This window comes from Streptomyces sp. NPDC059477 (assembly GCF_042749375.1).
Classification (GTDB): Bacteria; Actinomycetota; Actinomycetes; order Streptomycetales; family Streptomycetaceae; genus Streptomyces.
Map to the genome: position 1 here is coordinate 38,140 of NZ_JBHYUG010000022.1, position 18,744 is coordinate 56,883.

General features: G+C 72.0%; 15 protein-coding genes. 8 read left to right on the plus strand and 7 right to left on the minus strand.

Features of this window, described 5'->3' with window-relative positions:
- Together oxc and frc are read left to right on the plus strand one after the other, a co-directional pair.
- Nucleotides 1–1,243: oxalyl-CoA decarboxylase (gene oxc / locus ACFXAZ_RS14315; protein ID WP_384589490.1), on the plus strand; the 1,243-nt coding region annotated here is incomplete at its 5' end.
- Nucleotides 1,244–1,319: 76 nt separating this feature from the next.
- Nucleotides 1,320–2,576 carry a formyl-CoA transferase gene (gene frc / locus ACFXAZ_RS14320; RefSeq protein WP_384589493.1) on the plus strand — a complete coding sequence of 419 codons (1,257 nt, stop codon included), beginning with the start codon at nucleotides 1,320–1,322 and terminating at the stop codon, nucleotides 2,574–2,576.
- A 143-nt stretch (nucleotides 2,577–2,719) separates the two neighbouring features.
- Here frc and ACFXAZ_RS14325 read toward each other — a convergent pair whose 3' ends face one another.
- Entirely contained in the window at nucleotides 2,720–3,562 is an 843-nt protein-coding gene (locus tag ACFXAZ_RS14325; protein ID WP_384589496.1) for a TetR/AcrR family transcriptional regulator, read from the minus strand.
- A gap of 116 nt (nucleotides 3,563–3,678) precedes the next feature.
- Here ACFXAZ_RS14325 and ACFXAZ_RS14330 point away from each other — a divergent pair, with 116 nt between their 5' ends.
- Nucleotides 3,679–4,932 (plus strand): prolyl oligopeptidase family serine peptidase, encoded by a 1,254-nt coding sequence (locus ACFXAZ_RS14330; protein WP_384589499.1) that lies wholly within the window; start codon nucleotides 3,679–3,681, stop codon nucleotides 4,930–4,932.
- 78 nt (nucleotides 4,933–5,010) lie between these two features.
- Nucleotides 5,011–6,000 (plus strand): phosphotransferase family protein, encoded by a 990-nt coding sequence (locus ACFXAZ_RS14335; protein WP_384589502.1) that lies wholly within the window; start codon nucleotides 5,011–5,013, stop codon nucleotides 5,998–6,000.
- 118 nt (nucleotides 6,001–6,118) lie between these two features.
- Here ACFXAZ_RS14335 and ACFXAZ_RS14340 read toward each other — a convergent pair whose 3' ends face one another.
- From ACFXAZ_RS14340 to ACFXAZ_RS14365, 6 genes are all read right to left on the minus strand, one after another.
- The gene (locus ACFXAZ_RS14340; RefSeq protein WP_384589505.1) at nucleotides 6,119–7,828 is read right to left on the minus strand and encodes an ABC transporter substrate-binding protein; all 1,710 of its coding nucleotides are present in this window, start codon (nucleotides 7,826–7,828) and stop codon (nucleotides 6,119–6,121) included.
- Between the two features lie 75 nt (nucleotides 7,829–7,903).
- Entirely contained in the window at nucleotides 7,904–8,755 is an 852-nt protein-coding gene (locus ACFXAZ_RS14345; protein ID WP_384589508.1) for an ATP-binding cassette domain-containing protein, read from the minus strand.
- Nucleotides 8,752–9,822, minus strand: coding sequence for an ABC transporter ATP-binding protein (locus ACFXAZ_RS14350; protein ID WP_384589511.1), 1,071 nt, complete (start codon nucleotides 9,820–9,822; stop codon nucleotides 8,752–8,754). Before ACFXAZ_RS14350 ends, ACFXAZ_RS14345 begins: the two co-directional genes overlap by 4 nt.
- 478 nt (nucleotides 9,823–10,300) lie before the next feature.
- Nucleotides 10,301–11,206 (minus strand): ABC transporter permease, encoded by a 906-nt coding sequence (locus ACFXAZ_RS14355; protein ID WP_384589514.1) that lies wholly within the window; start codon nucleotides 11,204–11,206, stop codon nucleotides 10,301–10,303.
- Nucleotides 11,206–12,231 carry an ABC transporter permease gene (locus tag ACFXAZ_RS14360; protein WP_384589517.1) on the minus strand — a complete coding sequence of 342 codons (1,026 nt, stop codon included), beginning with the start codon at nucleotides 12,229–12,231 and terminating at the stop codon, nucleotides 11,206–11,208. The genes ACFXAZ_RS14355 and ACFXAZ_RS14360 overlap by 1 nt, the downstream gene beginning before the upstream one ends.
- Nucleotides 12,228–13,877, minus strand: coding sequence for an ABC transporter substrate-binding protein (locus tag ACFXAZ_RS14365; RefSeq protein WP_384589520.1), 1,650 nt, complete (start codon nucleotides 13,875–13,877; stop codon nucleotides 12,228–12,230). Before ACFXAZ_RS14365 ends, ACFXAZ_RS14360 begins: the two co-directional genes overlap by 4 nt.
- Before the next feature lie 316 nt (nucleotides 13,878–14,193).
- Here ACFXAZ_RS14365 and ACFXAZ_RS14370 point away from each other — a divergent pair, with 316 nt between their 5' ends.
- Genes ACFXAZ_RS14370 through ACFXAZ_RS14385 form a run of 4 tightly spaced genes read left to right on the plus strand, consistent with a single transcriptional unit; the run spans nucleotide 14,194 to nucleotide 18,743 of the window.
- Complete coding sequence (locus ACFXAZ_RS14370) at nucleotides 14,194–14,886, plus strand: pyroglutamyl-peptidase I (protein ID WP_384589523.1); 693 nt, start codon at nucleotides 14,194–14,196, stop codon at nucleotides 14,884–14,886.
- A 7-nt stretch (nucleotides 14,887–14,893) separates the two neighbouring features.
- Nucleotides 14,894–16,246, plus strand: coding sequence for an amidohydrolase family protein (locus tag ACFXAZ_RS14375; RefSeq protein WP_384589526.1), 1,353 nt, complete (start codon nucleotides 14,894–14,896; stop codon nucleotides 16,244–16,246).
- Nucleotides 16,243–17,715 (plus strand): dihydroorotase family protein, encoded by a 1,473-nt coding sequence (locus ACFXAZ_RS14380; protein ID WP_384589529.1) that lies wholly within the window; start codon nucleotides 16,243–16,245, stop codon nucleotides 17,713–17,715. Before ACFXAZ_RS14375 ends, ACFXAZ_RS14380 begins: the two co-directional genes overlap by 4 nt.
- Entirely contained in the window at nucleotides 17,703–18,743 is a 1,041-nt protein-coding gene (locus ACFXAZ_RS14385) for an aminopeptidase (RefSeq protein ID WP_384589532.1), read from the plus strand. The genes ACFXAZ_RS14380 and ACFXAZ_RS14385 overlap by 13 nt, the downstream gene beginning before the upstream one ends.
- Nucleotide 18,744: the final 1 nt, after the last annotated feature.

Here is an 18,744-nt window from a genome sequence, read left to right on the forward strand (position 1 = left end):
GTCCGGCCGGCCGGGCGGGGACTATCTGCACCTCCCGGCGGCGGTGCACGGGGAGGTCGACGACGGGGCGACGGCCGCCGCATCGCTGCCGGGAGTCGTCGATCCGGCGGCGCGCCAGTTGCCGCCGCCCGAGGCCGTGGACCGGGCGATCGAGTTGCTGGCTGCTGCGCGGCGGCCGTTGATGGTGCTGGGCAAGGGCGCCGCGTACGCGCGGGCGGAGAACAGCGTCCGGGAGTTCGTGGAGCGGACCGGGCTGCCGTTCCTGCCGATGTCGATGGCCAAGGGCCTGCTGCCCGACGACCATCCGCAGTCGGTGGCCACCGCGCGGTCGCTGGCGCTGCGGGAGGCGGATGTGGTCCTGCTGGTCGGGGCGCGGCTGAACTGGCTGCTGGGGCATGGTGAGCCGCCGCAGTGGAACCCGGACGCGCGGTTCGCGCAGATCGACATCGACCCGGCCGAGCTGGACGGCAACCGGCCCATCGAGGCTCCGCTGGTCGGGGACGCGGCGTCGGTGATGGAGGCCCTGCTCGACCGGGCGGAGCCGGGCCGGATCAAGGCCCCCGAGGAGTGGCGGGAGCGGCTGGCGGCCCGCTCGGCGCAGAACGTGACGAAGATGGCCGGGCGGCTGGAGGCGGCCCGGACCGCGCAGCCCATGAAGTTCCTGGGCGCGCTCCAGGCGATCCGCGATGTGCTGCGCGACCACCCGCGCGCGTATGTCGTCAACGAGGGCGCCAACGCCCTGGACTTCACGCGCAACGTGCTCGACATGCATCTGCCGCGCCACCGGCTGGACAGCGGGACCTGGGGAATCATGGGCATCGGCATGGGGTACGCCATCGCCGCCGCCGTCGAGACGGGCGATCCGGTCGTGGCCGTCGAGGGGGACAGCGCCCTCGGGTTCAGCGGCATGGAACTGGAGACCATCTGCCGCTACAACCTGCCCGTCATCACGATCGTCCTCAACAACAGCGGTGTGTACCGGGGTGACGACATCTCCCCCACCACCGACCCCGCTCCGACCGCTCTGCGGGCCCGCTACGACCTGATGATCAACGCGTTCGGCGGCATGGGCCTGCGGGCGACCACACCCGACGATGTCGCCGCCGCGCTCCGCGAGGCCCTCGCCTCGGGCGGGCCCGCGCTCATCGACTGTCTGATCGACCCCTCGGACGGCACCGAGAGCGGCCACCTGACCAACCTCAACCCCAAGGGAGTCGGGGACGTGAACCACCCGGCGGCCTGACCGACCCGCCCTCACCGGGCCTCACACCAACCCACCTCACCCCACCTCACGGCACCTCGTGGAAAGGGAACCCGACATGACCGACCTGCCCCTGACCGGAATCAAGGTGATCGACTTCACCGGTGTGCAAGCCGGCCCGGCGTGCACGCAGATGCTCGCCTGGTTCGGCGCCGACGTACTGAAGGTCGAGCGCGTGGACGGCGGTGATGTGACCCGTCATCAGCTGCGGGACATCCCCGACGCGGACGCCCTGTACTTCACCATGCTGAACGGCAACAAGCGCTCCCTGGCCATCAACACCCGTACGCCGGAGGGGAAGGAGGTCATGGAGAAGCTGATCCGTGAGGCGGATGTGCTGGTGGAGAACTTCGCGCCGGGCGCGATGGACCGGATGGGCCTGTCCTGGGAGCACATCCACGAACTCAACCCGCGGTTGATCTTCGGCTCGGTCAAGGGCTTCGACGAGGAGTCGCCGTGGAACGACCTGAAGGTCTACGACAACGTGGCCCAGTGCGCGGGCGGCGCCGCGTCGACCACGGGTTTCTGGGACGGGCCGCCCACTGTCAGCGGGGCGGCCCTCGGGGACAGCAACACGGGGATGCATCTGCTGATCGGCGTGCTGACGGCGCTGCTCGCCCGTGAGCGGACGGGGCGCGGGCAGAAGGTGTCCGTGTCGATGCAGGACGCAGTCCTCAACCTGTGCCGGGTCAAGCTCCGGGACCAGCAGCGCCTGGACCGGCTCGGCTACCTGGAGGAGTACCCGCAGTACCCCGACGGTGAGTTCGGTGAGGCCGTGCCGCGCGGCGGTAACGCGGGCGGTGGCGGCCAGCCGGGCTGGGTCCTCAAGTGCAAGGGCTGGCAGACCGACCCCAACGCCTACATCTACTTCACCATCCAGGAGCAGAACTGGGCGCGCACCGCCGAGGCCATCGGCCACCCCGAGTGGGCCGACGACCCCGCCTACAACACGGCCCAGGCCCGGCAGCCGCACATCTTCGACATCTTCGACGAGATCGAGAAGTGGCTGGCCGACAAGGACAAGTACGAGGCCGTCGACATCCTGCGCAAGGCGGAGATACCGTGCGCGCCGGTCCTGAGCATGAAGGAGATCGCCGAGGACCCGTCCCTGCGCAGCAGCGGTTCGGTGGTCGAGGTGGACCAGAAGGGCCGCGGCCCGTTCCTGACCGTCGGCAACCCCGTCAAGTTCTCCGAATTCACCCCCGACATCCAGGGCGCCCCCCTGCTCGGCGAACACACCGACCAGGTCCTCGCCGACCTCGGCTACACCCCCGAGGCCATCGAGGCCCTCCACAAGGCCCGGATCGTCGCCTGAGCCGTCCCACCCCACCGGATGGGTCCCACCCCACCGGATTCCGTGCCGCTCGCGTGGCTGTGCGACAGCAGCCAGGCGGGCGGCACGGTTCTGGGTGGGGCGCCGAGGTCCGGTGGAGGGGAGAGGGAGGGAGCGGCCCCGGGTCAGCGTCCGTCGCGCGGGGACGGCGACCGGGACGGCGACGGGGGCGGCGACGGGGGCGGCGATGGTTCGGTGCGTGGGAAGAAGCCCCGGCCCGGTGGGGTCGGAGGCTCGCCGAGGTCGCCGCAGGGCAGGGGTTCGCGGGGTTCGGGGCCGGCGCGCAGGCCGTCGAGGAGGAGGTGGAGGTAGCGGCGCCACAGGTCGGGCCGGCCGGTGCGGTCGGTCACGGCGGCCACCATCAGCTGGATCGCCATCAGGTCCCAGGGCTCGGCGTCGGGCCGTAGGACACCCTGGGCCTTGGCCCGTTCGACCATCAGGTCGACATGCCGCCCGATCCGGTACCGGAACTCGCTCTCCCCCGGCATCGGCCGGCCGGTGCCGAGCAGCACCTCGCGCAGCCCCCGGTCGAGCGCCTGCAACTCCGCGACGCGCTCCAGATGGGTCGCCAGTCCCCGCCAGGCGTCGGGGTCCTCGGCGCCCTCACGGGTCACCTCCTCGACCCGGGCGAGCATGTCGTCGAACAGCGCGTCGATCAGGGCGTCCTTGTTGCGGAAGTGCCGGTACGCCGTGCCGACGCCGAGTCCGGCGTGATGGGCGACGTCGTCGAGGGTCGCGCGCAGCCCGCGGTCCCGGAACACCTCACGCGCGGCGGCCAGCAGCCGACGCCGGTTGACCTCGGCGTCACGCCGCAGACGGGGCGCGTCGGACGGCGGCGCCATCAGGCGGTCCCCCGCGTCGAGGGCGTGCCGTCGTCCCCGGGCGTCCTGCCACCACCGCTGCACACGTGCCGCCGCTCCCGTCGTCGCCCTTGCCGCCGCCCGCGGCCGTTCCTCACCACCGTACACGAACCGGAGAATTGTTCTCCGGTTCGTGTTACGTTGACGTCGAGCGAATACGGAGATCCCTTCTCCGGTTATCTCCGTTCGCTGTCCCTGTGTGCTGCCTTCGGGAGAGATCTGCCATGCCTGGATTGCCTGGACCCGACGTGGTCACCCACCACGACCCGACGAACCCCCCGCGCCCAACACGCCGCCGCAGGCCGGTCACCGCTCTGGCGGCCGTCCTCCTGCTGACCGCAGTCACCCTGACCGCCTGCGCGTCCGACGACTCGTCCGACACGGCCGCCCCGTCCGCCTCGCCGTCCGCGTGCCCGACGGCCGAACGGTCCCTGCCCGGCGGAGGGTCCGGTATGCCCACCGACATGCCGTCCGGGGCGCCGGGCGCGCAGAGCCTGGGCCAGGCCACGACGATCGAGGAGACCGACAACAGCACCAGCACGGTCATCGACCCCCAGGGCGCGGCGATCACCTGCGACACCTCGGCGATCACCACGACCGAGAACATCACCTACGCCTCGCCGAGCACCGACGGCACCCCGACCGACCTCAAGCTCGACATCCAGGTGCCCCAGAGCACGGGTGACAAGCCCCTGGTCGTGTACATCACGGGCGGCGGCTGGCAGATGTCCGACCGCACCGGCAATCTCGACCAGCGCACCTACATCGCCGGTCAGGGCTACGTGGTGGCCAGCATCCAGTACCGCACCGTCGCCGACGGGGCCACCTACCGGGACGCCCTCACCGACGTGAAGTCCGCGATCCGCTATCTGCGCGCCCACGCCGGCACCTACGGCATCGACCCGGACAACGTCTTCGTATGGGGCCAGTCCGCGGGCGGCTATCTGGCGGCCATGGCCGGCGTCACCAACGGCGACACGACCTACGACGTCGGCGGCGACCTCGATCGGAGCAGCGCGGTACAGGGTGTGGTGGACGAGTTCGGGCCCGCGAACCTGTCGGAGATCGCCGCCGACTACGACCAGGCCGCCAAGGACAGCAACCACACCCCGGGCAACGCCGCCGCACAGTGGGTGTACGGACCCGGCACCACCGAATCGACCGAGGACTACACCGACGAGGTGGCCGCCGCCGACCCCGCCACCCACATCTCCTCCTCGACAGCCCCCTTCCTGCTGATGCACGGCACCGCCGACCCGCTGGTGTCACCCAGCCAGACACTGACCCTCTTCAACGCCCTCAAGGACAAGGGTGTCGACGCCGAGCGCGTGGTCCTCACCGGCGCCGGTCACGGCGACCTGAGCTTCACGGAGGCGATCTCCGACGCCTCACCCACCACAGATGCCGCCAAGCCCTGGTCGACCGAGGAGACGATGGGGCACATCCAGGACTTCCTGGACCAGCACACCGTCTCCTAGCGCGAGAAAAGCCATCGCCGCCGCGCCGACCCTCCCGTAAGGTGCGCGGGTTGTCCGGGCGGAAGGGTGGGACGGTACATGGGTGCGAGGGCGGGGACGCGGGAGCGGCTGGCGGGTGCGGCGCGGGCCGCGCTCGGTGGCGGGCGGCGGCTGGCGGGAGTCGAGCGGCTGGCGGGCGGCAGCAAGAAGGGGGTGTACCGCCTGACGATGGACGACGCGACGACCGCGATCGGCTATCTGTGGGACACCGCCGAGAACTACTGGCCCGCCGCCGAGGGCGACGACGACCTCACCGACCCGCTCTCGCCCGCCGCCGGTCTCGACCTGTTCGAGGCGGCGCACACCCGGCTGGACGGGCTCGGCGTCCGGGTCCCGGCGATCCGTCTCATCGACCGCGACGGTGTGCACGGCCCGGCCGGCCTGGTGATCGTCGAGGATCTGCGGGGCGAGACCCTGGAAGGGCTGCTCGCCCGGGACCCACGCGCCGCCGCGCCGGTCATGGCCCGGCTCGCGGCGGCGCTGGAGGCGATGGCACATCACCGGGCGGCCGGGTACGGCAAGGTGGCCGTGGTCGACCGGGGAGACACCTCGCGCGGAACGTCGTGCGAGGACATCGTCCTGCGCCGGGCACTGCGGGACCTCACCGAGGCCGCGTCCCGTGACCCCCGGATCGCGCAGGCCCGTCCCCGGCTGGAGGAGCGCCTGCTGGAACTGGCGGCGGCCGTGCGGCCCCGTAGGGACTACGCGGTGGTGCACGGCGAACTGGGGCCCGACCATGTGCTGGTGGACCCGGCCGGGCACCCCGTACTGATCGACATCGAGGGCTTGATGTACTTCGACGTCGAGTGGGAGCACGTCTTCCTGCGGATCCGGCTGCACGACCGCTACCGGCCGCTGGAGCCGGACGGGCTGGACGAGGACCGGCTCGCCCTGTACCTGCTGGCACAGCGGCTCTCGCTCACCGCGGGGCCCCTGCGGCTGCTGGACGGGGACTTCCCCGACCGCGCGTTCATGGCGGACATCGCCGAGCACAACCTCCGGGAGACGCTGGATCTGGTCCGGGGCTGAGCGCCGCCCACGGAGAACCGCGCGAGGCGCCCGGCCCCGGACCTGGCTTCCGCCCCATGATTCCCACGGTGGTTCGGGGCGCGGGCCATGTCCGTCGCCCACGGGTCCTGCGGGAGGGCTACTTCTTCCCCCCGATGTCCGCCGCCCACGGATAGGTCAGCTGCACCGAGTTGAGCGGGGCGCCGGTGAGATCCGGGTTCAGGTAGAGCGGGTTGAAGGGCGTGTAGAGCGGAATCCAGATGGACTGGTCCACGGCGATCTTCTGGGCCCGTGCGATGAGCTGAGCACGCTGATCGGTGTCGGCGGTCGCCTTGGCCTCGTTGATCAGCCGGTCGAACTCCGGGTCGGACCACTGGGCGAAGTTGAAGGTGTCGCCGGTCTGGAGGTACTGGTAGATCGCGGTCGGGTCCGGATAGTCCGCCTGCCACAGCGAGAACAGCATGTCGATGCCCTCACGCGCCTTGGCGTCGCTGTACAGGGCGTTGTAGTTGTCGGCCGGGAGGGTCTTGATGTCCACCTTGAGCCCGATCGATTCCCCGGCGCGCTTGATCTCCGTACCGATGATCGGCATCTCCGACTGCGAGCCGGTGACGGCGATGGTGATCGGCTCGGCGGGCGCCCCCGCCTGTGTCACCAGCTTCTTCGCCTCCTCGGCCGGACCGCTCGGGTCGGGCAGCGCCTCGTACGCCGCCTTCAGCTCGGGCTGCGCATAGCCCCAGGTGCCCGGCGCGGCGGGGGCCTTGAGCGGTTCGGCGGCACCGGAGACCGCCGCCGAGATGATGCCCTCGCGGTCGATCGCCAGCGACAGCGCCTGACGGATGCGGACATCGGCGAGCGGACCCTTGAGGTCGGTCACCATGCCGACATAGCTTCCGGTGGTCCGGCCGAAGTAGAGGGACGTGTCCCCGGCCTTCCCGTCCTGGCCTCCGTCGCCGGTCGCGCCGCCGCCCTGGGCCAGCAGCTTCCCGTACCCCGACGCCGGGACGAACCACGATCCGTCCAGTTCCCCCGCGAGCATCGCCGTCGTCCGGGCGGCCGGGTCGCGAATGAACTCGAACTCCACCTCGGCGGCCTTGGCCACCCGCGCGCGGTCCCAGTAGCCGTCGTTGCGTTCGAGGGTGATGGACTTGCCCGCCGACCAGTTCGCCAGGGCGAACGGGCCGGTGCAGTCGACCCCGCCGTCCGGACGGCCCAGCTTCTTGCCCGCCTTCAGGGCCGCCGCCTTGCCGATGACCCGCCCGGCCGGGGTCGCCATCGCCTGGTTGAACTGCGCGTCGGGCTTCTTCAGCTTGACGGTGATCTCCCGGTCGCCGCTCGCCTCGATCGACGCCACGTTCTTGTAGACCGCGTCGTGGTACGAGCCGAGTGACTTGTCGAGGTTGCGGCCCAGGCTGTAGGCGACGTCCTCGGCGGTCATCGCGGCGCCACTGTGGAAGGTGACTCCGTCCCGCAGCTCGTACACCCAGGTCAGCGGGTCGGGGTTGGTCCAGGAGGCGGCGAGGGAGGGCTGGACGCTGAGGTCGGGGTCGATCCTCAGCAGGCTCTCGCAGACGTTCGCCAGCACCTCCATCGGCGGGAAGTCATTGCTGTAGATGGGGTCCAGGGACGACGGCTCGGCGTACAGCGCCCATCTCAGGCCGGCCACCTCGGACTTCGCCGGGGGCATGGACTCGGTCAGTTCGGGGGTGCCGGTGCTGCTCCCGGCCCCCTTCTCCACCCCGGCACAGGCGGACAGGGCGAGGGCCGTACAGGCGGTGAGCGCCGTGAGGACCGTGGCGGTGCCCCGACGACGGCGTGGGCGGCCGGGGCGCGCAAGGGGGTGGGACATGGTGGGTTCCTCCAGCGGGGCGCCGCATACGGACGCGGGACGGGACGAGGACAAGGAAGAGGGCGGCGCGGTGGGTCACCCGGCGGCGAGGAAGTCCCGCCGGGCGCGGGACACCTCCGCCGGGTCCCAGCCCAGCCGGGGCACACTGGACAACAGCAGCCTGGTGTACGGGTGTTCGGGGTGTTTCAGTACGTCGGCGGTGGTGCCGCTCTCGATCACCGCGCCCCGGAACATCACCACCACGTCGTCCGCCACCCAGCGCACGACCTCCAGGTCATGGCTGACGAAGATCAGGGCGACGCCGGTGTCCCGGCGGATCTCGGAGAGCAGATTGAGGATCTGGGCCTGGATGGACACGTCCAGCGCCGCGACCGCCTCGTCCAGGACCAGCACCCTCGGATCGGCGGCCAGCGCACGGGCGATGGCGACGCGCTGCCGCTGCCCGCCGGAGAGTTCCCTCGGCAGCGCCGCCGCCTCCCGGGCCCCGAGGCCGACCTGACCGAGCAGTTCGCCGCGCCGCCGGTCGCGTCCGGCGGGGTCCAGGTCCCGGTGCAGCCGCAGCACCTCGTCGATGGCGTCGCCCACGGTCTGCCGGGGGTCGAGACTCTGGTACGGGTCCTGGAAGACGAGCTGGACCGTACGGGCCCGCTCCCTGCGCGCCCCCCGGCCACCACCCGCGCCGACCTCCCGGCCGTCGAACAGCACCCGCCCCGAGTCGGCTTCCTCCAGCCCGACGATCAGCCGGGCCGTCGTCGTCTTGCCCGAGCCGGACTCCCCCACGATGCCGAGCGAACCGCCGGCCAGCACATCGAAGGTCACGTCGTCCACGGCCACGACCCGGCCCCGGTCGTACGTCTTGCGCAGGGACTCGACCCGGACGACCGGAGGGACGGGAGATGCGGGAGGTGCGGGACGGTCGGCGGTCATGACCGCTCTCCCTTCGTGAGCGGGGTGAGGGGGCGGGTCAGGGTGCCGGACGCCTCCGCCGCGCCCTGCCCGGCCTCGGCGGACTCCTCCAGATGGCATGTCACCCGGTGTCCGTCGTTCTCCCGTGTCCTGGGCGCCACGTCATGGCAGACGTCGACGGCCCGGGGGCAGCGGGGGGCGAAGGCGCAGCCGCGTTCGACCTCGTACAGGCCCAGCGGGCGGCCCGACACCGCGCGGAGTTCGGCACGGTCGGGTGCGGGCCGGGCGGCGAACAGGGCGGCGGTGTACGGGTGCTGGGGAGCGCGGGCGAGTTCGGTGGCGGAGGCCGCCTCCACGATGGAGCCCGCGTACATCACATGGATACGGTCGCAGCAGGCCACGGCGAGATCGAGGTCATGGGTGACCAGGACGATGGACAGTCCCCGCTCCCGGCGCAGCCGCAGCAGGATCGACATGATCTCGGCCTGGGTGGTCACATCGAGCGCGGTCGTCGGCTCGTCGGCGAGCAGCAATTCGGGCTCGCCGGCCAGCGCGGCGGCGATCATGACCCGCTGGAGCATGCCGCCGGACAGTTCGTGCGGGTACTGGCGCAGATGACGGTCCGGGTCGGGCAGTCCGACCTCCGCGAGCAGGGCGGCGGCCATGCGGGTGGCCTCCGCCTTGGACCGGCCCTGATGGAGACGCAGCCCCTCGGTGAGGAAGGTGCCGATGCGCTGGAAGGGGTTGATGTGGGCCCGGGGGTCCTGGAAGATCATCGACGCGGTACGGGACCGTACCTCCGCCAGTTCCTTCGGCGAGGCGCCGAGCACATCCCGGCCGGACACCTGGACCTGCCCGCTGACGTCGGCCTTCTCCGGGGTCAGCCCGACGGCGGTACGCAGGGTCATGGACTTGCCCGACCCCGACTCGCCGACCAGTCCGACGATCTCGCCCTTGGCACAGGTCAGGGACACCGAGGCGAGGATCGGCTTACGGTCCGCGCCGCGCCGGACGGTGATCGACAGGTCGGCCACCTCCAGCATCGCGGTGCGCGGCGGGGCGGCGGGGGCCGCTGCGGCGGCGGTCATGGGAGAAACCTTTCTGCCGAAGGCGATGCCGGTGCGGGTGCCGGTGCCCGTGCTGAAACGGGATCCGGCGCCTGAGCCAGCGCGGAGGCCGGAGCCGGCGCCGGGCCGGGGGCCGGAACCAGGGCTACGGCGGCAGCCGGAACCGCCGCCCGACCAGGCGCCGGAGCCAGAGGCACGGCGGCAGCCGGAGCCCACGCGGAAGCCAGAGCCGACGCCCGACCAGGGGCCGAAACGAGAGCCACGGCCGGACCAGGAGCCAAGGCCGGAGCCGGAACCGGAGCTGGAGCCGAAGCCCCCGCCGGACCAGGAGCCGGAGCCCACGCGGAAGCCGAAGTCCGGGCCGGAGGGCGAGCCGCGCGGGAAGCCGGAGCCCAAGCCCGAGCCGGACGGGAAGCCGGACCAGGAGCCGGAGCCAGACCGGAAGCCAGACCGGAAGCCGGACCCGGAGCCGACACCCCCGCCGACCGGAGGGAACCCGTCATCGGTCCGCCCTCCTGATCCGGTCCGCCACGCCCTCGCCGATCAGGCTGAACCCGACGACGGCGACGACGATCAGCACTCCGGGCGCGAGCGCCGACAGGGGCGCGCCCTGGAGGAGGGCGACCTGACCCTCGGAGATCATGGCGCCCCAGTCCGCCTGGGGCGGCTGGACGCCGAAGCCGAGGAAGGAGAGTCCGGCGAGGTCGATCATGGCGTAGCCGAAGCAGAGGGACGCCTGGGCCAGCACCATCGGCGCGATGTTGGGCAGCAGATGCCGGGCGATGATGCTGACGGCGGAGAACCCCTGGATCTCCAGGGCGCGGATGTAGGGGCGATGGCGTTCGCCGAGCGCGGCGCTGCGGGTCATCCGGGCCATGTAGGGCGTGTAGGCGATGGCGAGGGCGAGGACGGTCGCCTTGAGTCCGGCGCTGAGGACGGCCACCAGCAGGATCGCCAGCAGCACTCCGGGGAAGGCGAAGATCAGCTCGACGGTCCGGGACAGCACGGTGTCGACCCAGCCGCCGCGCCAGGCGGCGACGACGCCGATGGTGACGCCGAGCAGCGTGGCGCCGACGACGACCCCGAGCGGGCCCAGCAGCGAGGTGCGGGCGCCGTGGATCAGCCGGGACAGGACGTCACGGCCGGACTGGTCGGTGCCCAGCAGATGTTCGCCGGAGGTGCCCTGGAGGCTGTCGGCGAGGGACACCGCGTTGGGGTCGTGCGGGGCGAGCCAGGGGGCCAGGAGGGCGACGAGGACGAAGAGGGTGAGCACCCCGACGGACAGCGTCACCGATGTGCTCCCGCCGAAGCGGCGCGGCCACAGCCGGCGTCGTACGAGCGCGGTGGTCTTCTCGGGTGTTCCGGGGGGTGTCCCGGTGGTGGGGGTGTCGGTCATGGCCGGCATCAGGCGCCCACCTTTCCTCGGACCCGCGGATCGACCAGCGGGTGCAGCAGATCGACCAGGAGATTGCAGAGCGCGAAGACGCCGACGATGATCAGCACGATCGCCTGGGTCACCGGGAAGTCCTTGGCGTTGACGGACTGGACCAGCAGCGAGCCCATGCCGTTGAGGCCGAAGGCGGTCTCCACCAGGGTGGTGGTCACCAGCAGTCCGGAGACCACGAGTCCGGCGAGGGTGACGACGGGCACCAGGGCGTTGCGGAAGGCGTGCCGCCAGATGACCCGGCGCTGCGGGATGCCCCGGACCCGGGCGGTCTCGACGTACTCCTTGCGCAGTTCGGCGAGCATCGAGGAGCGGGTGGCGCGGGCCACCAGGGCGGCCGAGGACAGGGCGAGCGCCACGGCCGGCAGGGTGAGATGCCAGATCCGGTCGAGGAAGCCCTCGCCCGCGCCGAAGGCCGGGAACCAGCCGAGGGTGACGGCGAAGAGCGAGGTCAGTCCGATCGCCATCACGAAGGAGGGGGTGCCCATGGCGATCGTGGTGCCGATGATGGCGGCCTGGTCGGTGCGGCCCCGCTTCACGGCGGCGATCACGCCGATGAGGACACCGGAGACCAGGATCAGGACGAAGGCGTAGCCGACGAGGGTCACGGTGGTGGTGATCCGGGAGCCGATCAGATCGCCCACGGGCTGGCGGAACTGGAGCGACTGCCCGAAGTCGCCGGTGAAGATCCCGCCGAGCCAGGACAGGTACCGCTCGAAGAACGGGTCGTCCAGGCGGTACTGATCACGGATGGCCTGGAGGGTGTCGGCGGTGACGGAGTTGCCCCGGGCGAGGAACGACTCGGGCGAGCCGGGGGCCAGATACATCGCCGAGAAGACGATGAACGAGGTCGCCAGCATCAGCAGGGCCAGCGCGGAGAGCCGTTTGGCGAGCATCACGAGGACTCCGGTCAGCACCCCGCCCCCGGCGGCCGGGACCTTCAAGCCGCCGCCCGCTTTCGCGCGTTCCTTGGCGAGGCCGCTCACGAGGACGCTCCCAGGTCGGCCGCCCACGGGTAGTGCAGCTGCATGTACGAGGCCGGGGAACCGGTCAGCCGCTTGTTGAGGAAGAGCGTGTTGTAGGGGGCGTAGAGCGGGATCCACGCCAGTTCGTCCACGACGATCCGCTGCGCGGCGGTGACCAGCTCGGCGCGGCGGGCCGGGTCCTGGGTGCGGCCGGCCTCGGCGATGAGGTCGTCGTACTTCGGGTCCGAGAAGCCGGAGAAGTTATAGAAGTGATCGGTGGTGAAGTACTGGTACATCTGGAGCGGGTCGGGGAAGTCGGTGCCCCAGCCGGTCAGATAGAGGTCGATGCCCTTGCGGGCCTCGGCGTCGGTGTAGACGCCGTTGTACTGGTCGGCGGGGATGGACTTGACCTCGACGTCCAGGCCGATCTTCTTGGCGGCGGACTGGATCTCCGCGCCGATCACCGGGACCTCGGCCTCGGCACTGGTCGTCGCGACGACGATCGGGCGGTCCGGTGCCCCGGCCTCCTCCACCAGCTTCTTCGCGGCGTCGAGGTCGCGTTCGGTGGCGGTGAGGCCGTCCCAGGCGGTGCGGTAGGTCTTCTCGGCGTAGCCCCACGAGCCGGGGACGGCGGGCGCCTTCTGGGGCTCGCCCGCGCCGCTGATGACGGAGTCGATGATGCCCTCGCGGTCGATGGCCATGGACAGCGCCCGGCGGATCCGGAGGTCCTTCAGCGGGCCCTCGGCGTCCATGACGATGGCGTTGAAGCCCTGGGTGGACTCGCCGTAGTAGACGGTCCCCTTGCCGCTGTCCGTCAGCCGGCCCAGGGCGGCGGGCGGCAGGAACCAGCTGCCGTCGAGGGAGTCGGACAGCAGTCCGCTCACCAGGGCGGCGGGGTCGCGGACGAACTGGAACTGGACCTCCTCGGCCTTGGCCCGGTGCTCGGGGTCGAAGTAGTTCTCGTCGCGGGTCAGGGTCATCGACTGGCCCTTGTCCCAGTCGGTCAGGGAGAAGGGGCCGACGCAGTTCACGCCGCCGTCGGGGGTGCCGTACGCCTTGCCCTTGGCGGTGACCGTCGCCTTGCTGTCGACGATTCCGGCGGGGCTGCTCAGGTAGGAGGTGAACAGGGCGTCGGGCTGCTTGAGGGTGACGGTGACCTCCAGCGGGCCGGTGGCCTCGACGGAGGAGACGTTCTCGTAGGCGCCGGACCAGTAGGAGCCCGCCTCGGTGTCGAGGTTGCGGCCCAGGCTGAACGCCACGTCGTCGGCGGTGAGGGTGGTGCCGTCGTGGAAGGTGACACCTGAGCGGAGCGTGAAGACCCAGGTCCTGGGGTCCGGGTTGGTGAACGTCTCGGTGAGCGCGGGCTGGACCGACATGTCGGCGTCGAGGCGGAAGAGCCCCTCACAGACGTTGGCCATGATCTGCCCGGTCTCGAAGCTGGCGTTGTAGATCCAGTCGAAGGACGCGGGTTCCGCCGACACGGCCCAGGTGATCCGGTCCAGGTCACCGGCGGGCTCGGGGGTCAGTCCGGTGACGGTGACCCTTTTCTTCTGGCCCGGGTCACCGGCGTCCGTGGCGGCGCCGGAGCAGGCGGTGAGCAGCAGCGCCCCGGCGACCAGGGACACGGCGATCCGTCTGGGGCGCGGCGGGACGGGGAGGGCGTTCAAGGGAGGTACCTCCGCGAGGGATTCGGGGTCACGCAGGGCGCAATTCAGCCAGATTCAGTGGGGGTCATGGGCAGCGGAGGAACCGTTCCGGCGGGGTGCCGCCTAGGTCTCGGCCGCGCTGCGGAGCCTGGGGGCTCGGGCTCGATGGCCGCAGTCAACACCGAGGGGCAACCGGGGTCAACCCCCTGAAAGAAACGTTTCTTCGAGAAAAAGAAACGTTTCTTTTCTCCGCCGTTTCCGTCATGATGCTGAGCCAGGGCGACGAGATGCACTTCCGCCTCATGGTTTACGCATTCCACCCACCGGAAGATGAGCGATGACCCAACCCTGGATTCTGGTGACCGGAAACGGCGCCTTCGGCACCCAGGCGTCCCGGACCGAGCTGCACTACGCCGCCAACCCCAGCTCCGCCGTGGCACTCGCCCTGGACGGCGAGGAGATCGGCGGCCACCGCGTGGTCGGGCGTGCCCTCCTGTGGGACGAGCGCCCCGAAGAGGCCCTGCTCCCGCTGCTCGCGCCGGACACCGTGACCGGCCCGCCCCCGGCGGCCGTGGTGTCCTGCGGGGTGTTCTCGGGGCGCACCACGGTCACCGTCGAACGGACGGCGGTCAATGTGGAGGACTTCCAGTTCGCCGAGGACGGACGCCGCCCGGCGGGCGAGCCCCTCTACCCCGACGGACCGGCCGCCTATCTCGCCACCCTGCCGATCAAGGCGATGAGCACGGCGATGCGCGCGGCGGGAGTCCCCGCCCTGATCTCCAACTCCGCCTCCACCCACGGCTGCAACGCCGTCATGTACACCGCCCTGCACCTCGCCGCCCGCCTCGGGCTGCCCACCCGGTGCGGGTTCGTGCATCTGCCCGACACCCCGGAGCATGTCGCCCGGATCGGCCACAACGGTCCGAGCATGGACCTCGCCCTCCAGATCGCCGCTCTGCGGGCCGGTCTGGCGGCGGTGGCCGCGCACCCGGCGGACATCCGGGTCCCCGCCAACGAATGGGAGTGGTGACTCAGCCATGCCGTCCGAACGTGATCTCTCCGCGTCCCCGCCGCCGCCCGGCTCCGTCCCGCTGATCCGGGGGGCGCGCGTCCATGGCCGCAGCGGGCTGGTGGATGTGTATGTGCGGGACGGGAAGGTGAGCGCGCTGGTGCCCGCCGGGACCGGAGGGGCTGCGGACTCCGGAACCGGGAGGTCTGCGGACTCCGGGGCCGGGAGGGCCATTGACTCCGGAGCCGGTGGGGCCATCGACTCGCTGGACGCGCGCGGCGGCCTCGTCTCCCGGGCCTTCACCGAGCCGCACTACCACCCCGACAAGGCGTACAGCAGAAGCCTGGCACCCGCCGGGGCCCGGGACGGGTTCGAGCGGGCACGGCTGATCAAGGCCGGTTTCACCGTCGAGGACGTGACCGAGCGGGCGACGCGCGCGCTGCGCCTCGCCGCGTCGGGCGGGGTCACCCGGCTGCGCGCCAATGTCGACGTCGACTCGGTGTCCGGGCTGCGCGGGCTGTACGGGGTGCTGGCCGCGCGGGAGCGGGTGGCGCATCTGATGGACGTGGAGATCGTGGCGTTCCCGCAGGAGGGGCTGGCCCGGGACCCCGGGACGCGGGACCTGCTGGCGGAGGCGCTGCGGTCGGGGGCCTCGCTGATCGGCGGCTGGCCCAATGTGGAGGACGGTGCCGAGGCCCAGCGGGCGAGCGTCCGCGAGACCTTCGACCTGGCGGAACGCTTCGGCGTCGGCGTGGACATCCACGCGGACTGCGCGATCGACCCGGCCGAGACCATGCTGGAGTACATCGCCGAGGAAACGGTCCGGCGCGGCTACCAGGGCCGGGTGGTGGCCAGCCACTGCTGCGGTCTTGAGGTGTACGACGACACCGACGCGGCCCGCGTCGTCGCGGCGGTCGCCGAGGCGGACGTCCGGATCGTGGTCGTCCCGCTGAACCTGGTGGACGGCGGCCCCCGGGGGCTGTCCCGCCCGCTGGAGCTGACCGCCGCCGGGGCGCTGGTCGCGGCCGGCAGCGACAACATGAACGACGGCTGGTACGCGCTCGGCACTTTGGACCCGCTCGACCGCGCCCGGATGACGTTCCTGGGCGCCGGGTTCGAGGACGAGGGCGCCGTCGATCTCGCCTGGGAGATGGTGTCCGGGCGGGCGGCGGCCGTCCTGGGCGGGCGTGACGGGGACATCGAGGTCGGCGCGGACGCCGATCTGGTGCTGTTCGACGCCCCCGACCGGGGGACCGTGCTCGCCGGGCTGCCTGGCACCCGTACGACGTTCCGGCGCGGGCGCCTGGTGGGCCGCCGGGTCACGGACGCCCGCCTCGGCAACCGTACGGCACACCCCGCAGCACGGGGAGCGGCCGGATGAGCGGCGGACGCCCCGACCTCGCGGTCACCGGCGCGACCGTGCTCGCTCCCGAGGGCGCGCGGCCCGGGACGCTGGTGGTGGACGGCGGGAAGGTGGCGGCGATCGTGCCGCCCGGCACCGCGGTCGACGCCCGGGAAACCCTCGACGCGCGGGCGCTGTACCTGATCCCCGGCGTGGTCGACCCGCATGTGCACTTCGACGTCCCCGGGATCTCCCTCGAAACCGACTTCCACACGGGGACCCGGTCCGCCGCCGCCGGAGGGGTCACCTTCGTCGTGGAGCACCCGTTCTCCGATCCGCCGACCACCACCGCCGCCCGGTACGCCGACAAGATCCGGCGGGCCGGGGCGGGCGCGGTGGTCGACTTCGGGCTGTGGGGCGCGCTGACCGAACCGTCGCTGGCCGAGATGGCGGGCCAGCACGCGCTCGGCGCCCCCGGCTTCAAGGCGTTCCTGCCCGACAACGACATGGACTTCCCGCCCGCCAGCGAAGCAGATCTGCTGACCGGGATGGCGACGGCCGCGCGGCTGGGCGCCCGGGTGCTGGTGCACGCCGAGGACCGGGACGCGCTCGCCCGGGGCGAGGCCCTCCAGCGGGCCCGGGGCCGCACGGATGTCGGCGCCCTGCTGGCGGCCCGCCCCCCGTCGTCGGAGATCGAGGCCGTACGCGAGGTGCTGCGGCTGGCCCGGCGCACCGGCTGTTCCGTCCATCTGGTCCACCTGTCCACCCCGGAGGCCATCGACCTGGTCACCGAGGCGCGGGCCGCCGGGCTCGACGCGACCTGCGAGGTCACCGCCCACCATCTGCTGCTCACCGCCGCCGAACTGCCCGGTCTGGGCGCCTTCGGGGTGTGCGCCCCGCCGCTGCGGGACCCGGCACGGGTGGAACAGCTGTGGGAGCGGGTGGCGGCCGGGGTGGTCCAGGCGATCGTCTCCGACCACTGTCCCTACGGCCGGGCCGACAAACTCGGCGCGTCGGACGACGTGTTCGGCTGCCCGTTCGGCATCCAGAGCGTCCAGGAGTACGTGCCGCTGGTGATCACCGAGGCGCTGCGGCGCGGTGTCGGCTGGGACCGGATCGTGCCCCTGCTGACCAGCGGGCCCGCGCGGCTGTGCGGTGCGGCGGGCGTGAAGGGAGAGCTGCGGCCGGGCCATGACGCCGATTTCGTCCTGCTCGACCCGGCCGACCCATGGGTGGTCAGCGCCGAGCGGCAGCAGCTCGCCGAGGAACGCTGGTCGCCGTACGACGGCCGGGTCAGCTCGGTGCGGGTGGTGCGGACGGTGGTACGGGGCCGGACGGTGGCGGTCGGCGGGCAGGTCGTCGTACCGAAGGGCACAGGGCGTTTCCTGGCCCTTCCGGCGGACCGCGCCGACGCGCCCGCACCCGGCGGTGGCGAGGAAGCCCCATGGGCGGAACCTGTCGGCGCGCCCGGCAGCGGCAGCGGCGAGGAGGCCCCATGTCCGGTCTGAGCAGGCCCGATGTCGTGCGCGGGGCGCGGGAGCTGGTCCGTACGTGTCTGGCGGTCACCGGGGCCGACCGGGTGCTGATCCTCACCGATCGCCGCACCCACCGGCTGGCCCGGATCATCCTGGCCGAGGCGCGGGCCGCGACCGGCGCCGAGCTGGCCGTCGTCCCCGATGTCGCCGACGGCTACCCACGGGCGCGCGAGGAGATCGGGCGGGCCCTGGACGCGTACGAGCCGACCGTGACGGTGTTCGCGGCGGCCGATCCCGGCGATCTGCTCGCCTGGGACACCACGTTCTGGGACCACCTGGACCGGCTCGGCGCCCGGCACGCCCACATGCCCGCGCTGGACGACATCGCTCTGGGCATCGGGATGGCCGTCGACTACACCGAGGTCGCCCGCTTCACGCTGGCGGTACGGGAACGGCTGACCGGCTGCCGATCGGTGCGCGTCACCAGCACCACCGGTACCGAACTGGCCCTGACCTGCGGCCCGGACCGGCCCTGGACGCCCTTCACCGGCCTGTACCAGTGTGCGGGGCAGGGCGGGCGGCTGCCGCAGGGCGAGGTGTTCTGCACCCCGCTGACCGCCGAGGGCGTCCTGGCGGTCTCGGTCGTCGGCTACCCCTTCAACAGTGAGTGCGGACTGCTCGCCGAACCGCTGCTGATCGAGGTCGCCGACGGCCGGGCGGTGTCCCTGCGCCACCCCGACCGGACCCTTCAGAACCGGCTCCGCGACTGGCTCACCGAGGCCCCGGAGGGACTCCGGCTGGGCGAACTCGCCCTGGGCACCAACCGTGCGCTGACCACCCTGACCGGAAACCTGCTCTTCGACGAGAACGTCCCCGGCACCCACATCGCCTTCGGGCACCCCTTCCCCGAATTCACCGGCGCCGACTGGGAGTCCCCGGTCCATGTCGACATGGTCGTCGAGCGCCCCACGGTCCGGGTCGACGGACTGACCGTACTGACCGAGGGCGCCTACGCCGGGCCCTTCCCCGGCCTCACGCCCTCCCCCGACTTGAGGAGTTGAC

Coding starts and splice junctions, on each gene's coding strand:
- frc (WP_384589493.1), top strand. CDS start 1,320: ATGACCGACCTGCCCCTGACCGGAATCAAGGTGATCGACTTCACCGGT.
- ACFXAZ_RS14330 (WP_384589499.1), top strand. CDS start 3,679: ATGCCTGGATTGCCTGGACCCGACGTGGTCACCCACCACGACCCGACG.
- ACFXAZ_RS14335 (WP_384589502.1), top strand. CDS start 5,011: ATGGGTGCGAGGGCGGGGACGCGGGAGCGGCTGGCGGGTGCGGCGCGG.
- ACFXAZ_RS14340 (WP_384589505.1), bottom strand. CDS start 7,828: ATGTCCCACCCCCTTGCGCGCCCCGGCCGCCCACGCCGTCGTCGGGGC.
- ACFXAZ_RS14345 (WP_384589508.1), bottom strand. CDS start 8,755: ATGACCGCCGACCGTCCCGCACCTCCCGCATCTCCCGTCCCTCCGGTC.
- ACFXAZ_RS14350 (WP_384589511.1), bottom strand. CDS start 9,822: ATGACCGCCGCCGCAGCGGCCCCCGCCGCCCCGCCGCGCACCGCGATG.
- ACFXAZ_RS14355 (WP_384589514.1), bottom strand. CDS start 11,206: ATGCCGGCCATGACCGACACCCCCACCACCGGGACACCCCCCGGAACA.
- ACFXAZ_RS14370 (WP_384589523.1), top strand. CDS start 14,194: ATGACCCAACCCTGGATTCTGGTGACCGGAAACGGCGCCTTCGGCACC.
- ACFXAZ_RS14375 (WP_384589526.1), top strand. CDS start 14,894: ATGCCGTCCGAACGTGATCTCTCCGCGTCCCCGCCGCCGCCCGGCTCC.
- ACFXAZ_RS14380 (WP_384589529.1), top strand. CDS start 16,243: ATGAGCGGCGGACGCCCCGACCTCGCGGTCACCGGCGCGACCGTGCTC.
- ACFXAZ_RS14385 (WP_384589532.1), top strand. CDS start 17,703: ATGTCCGGTCTGAGCAGGCCCGATGTCGTGCGCGGGGCGCGGGAGCTG.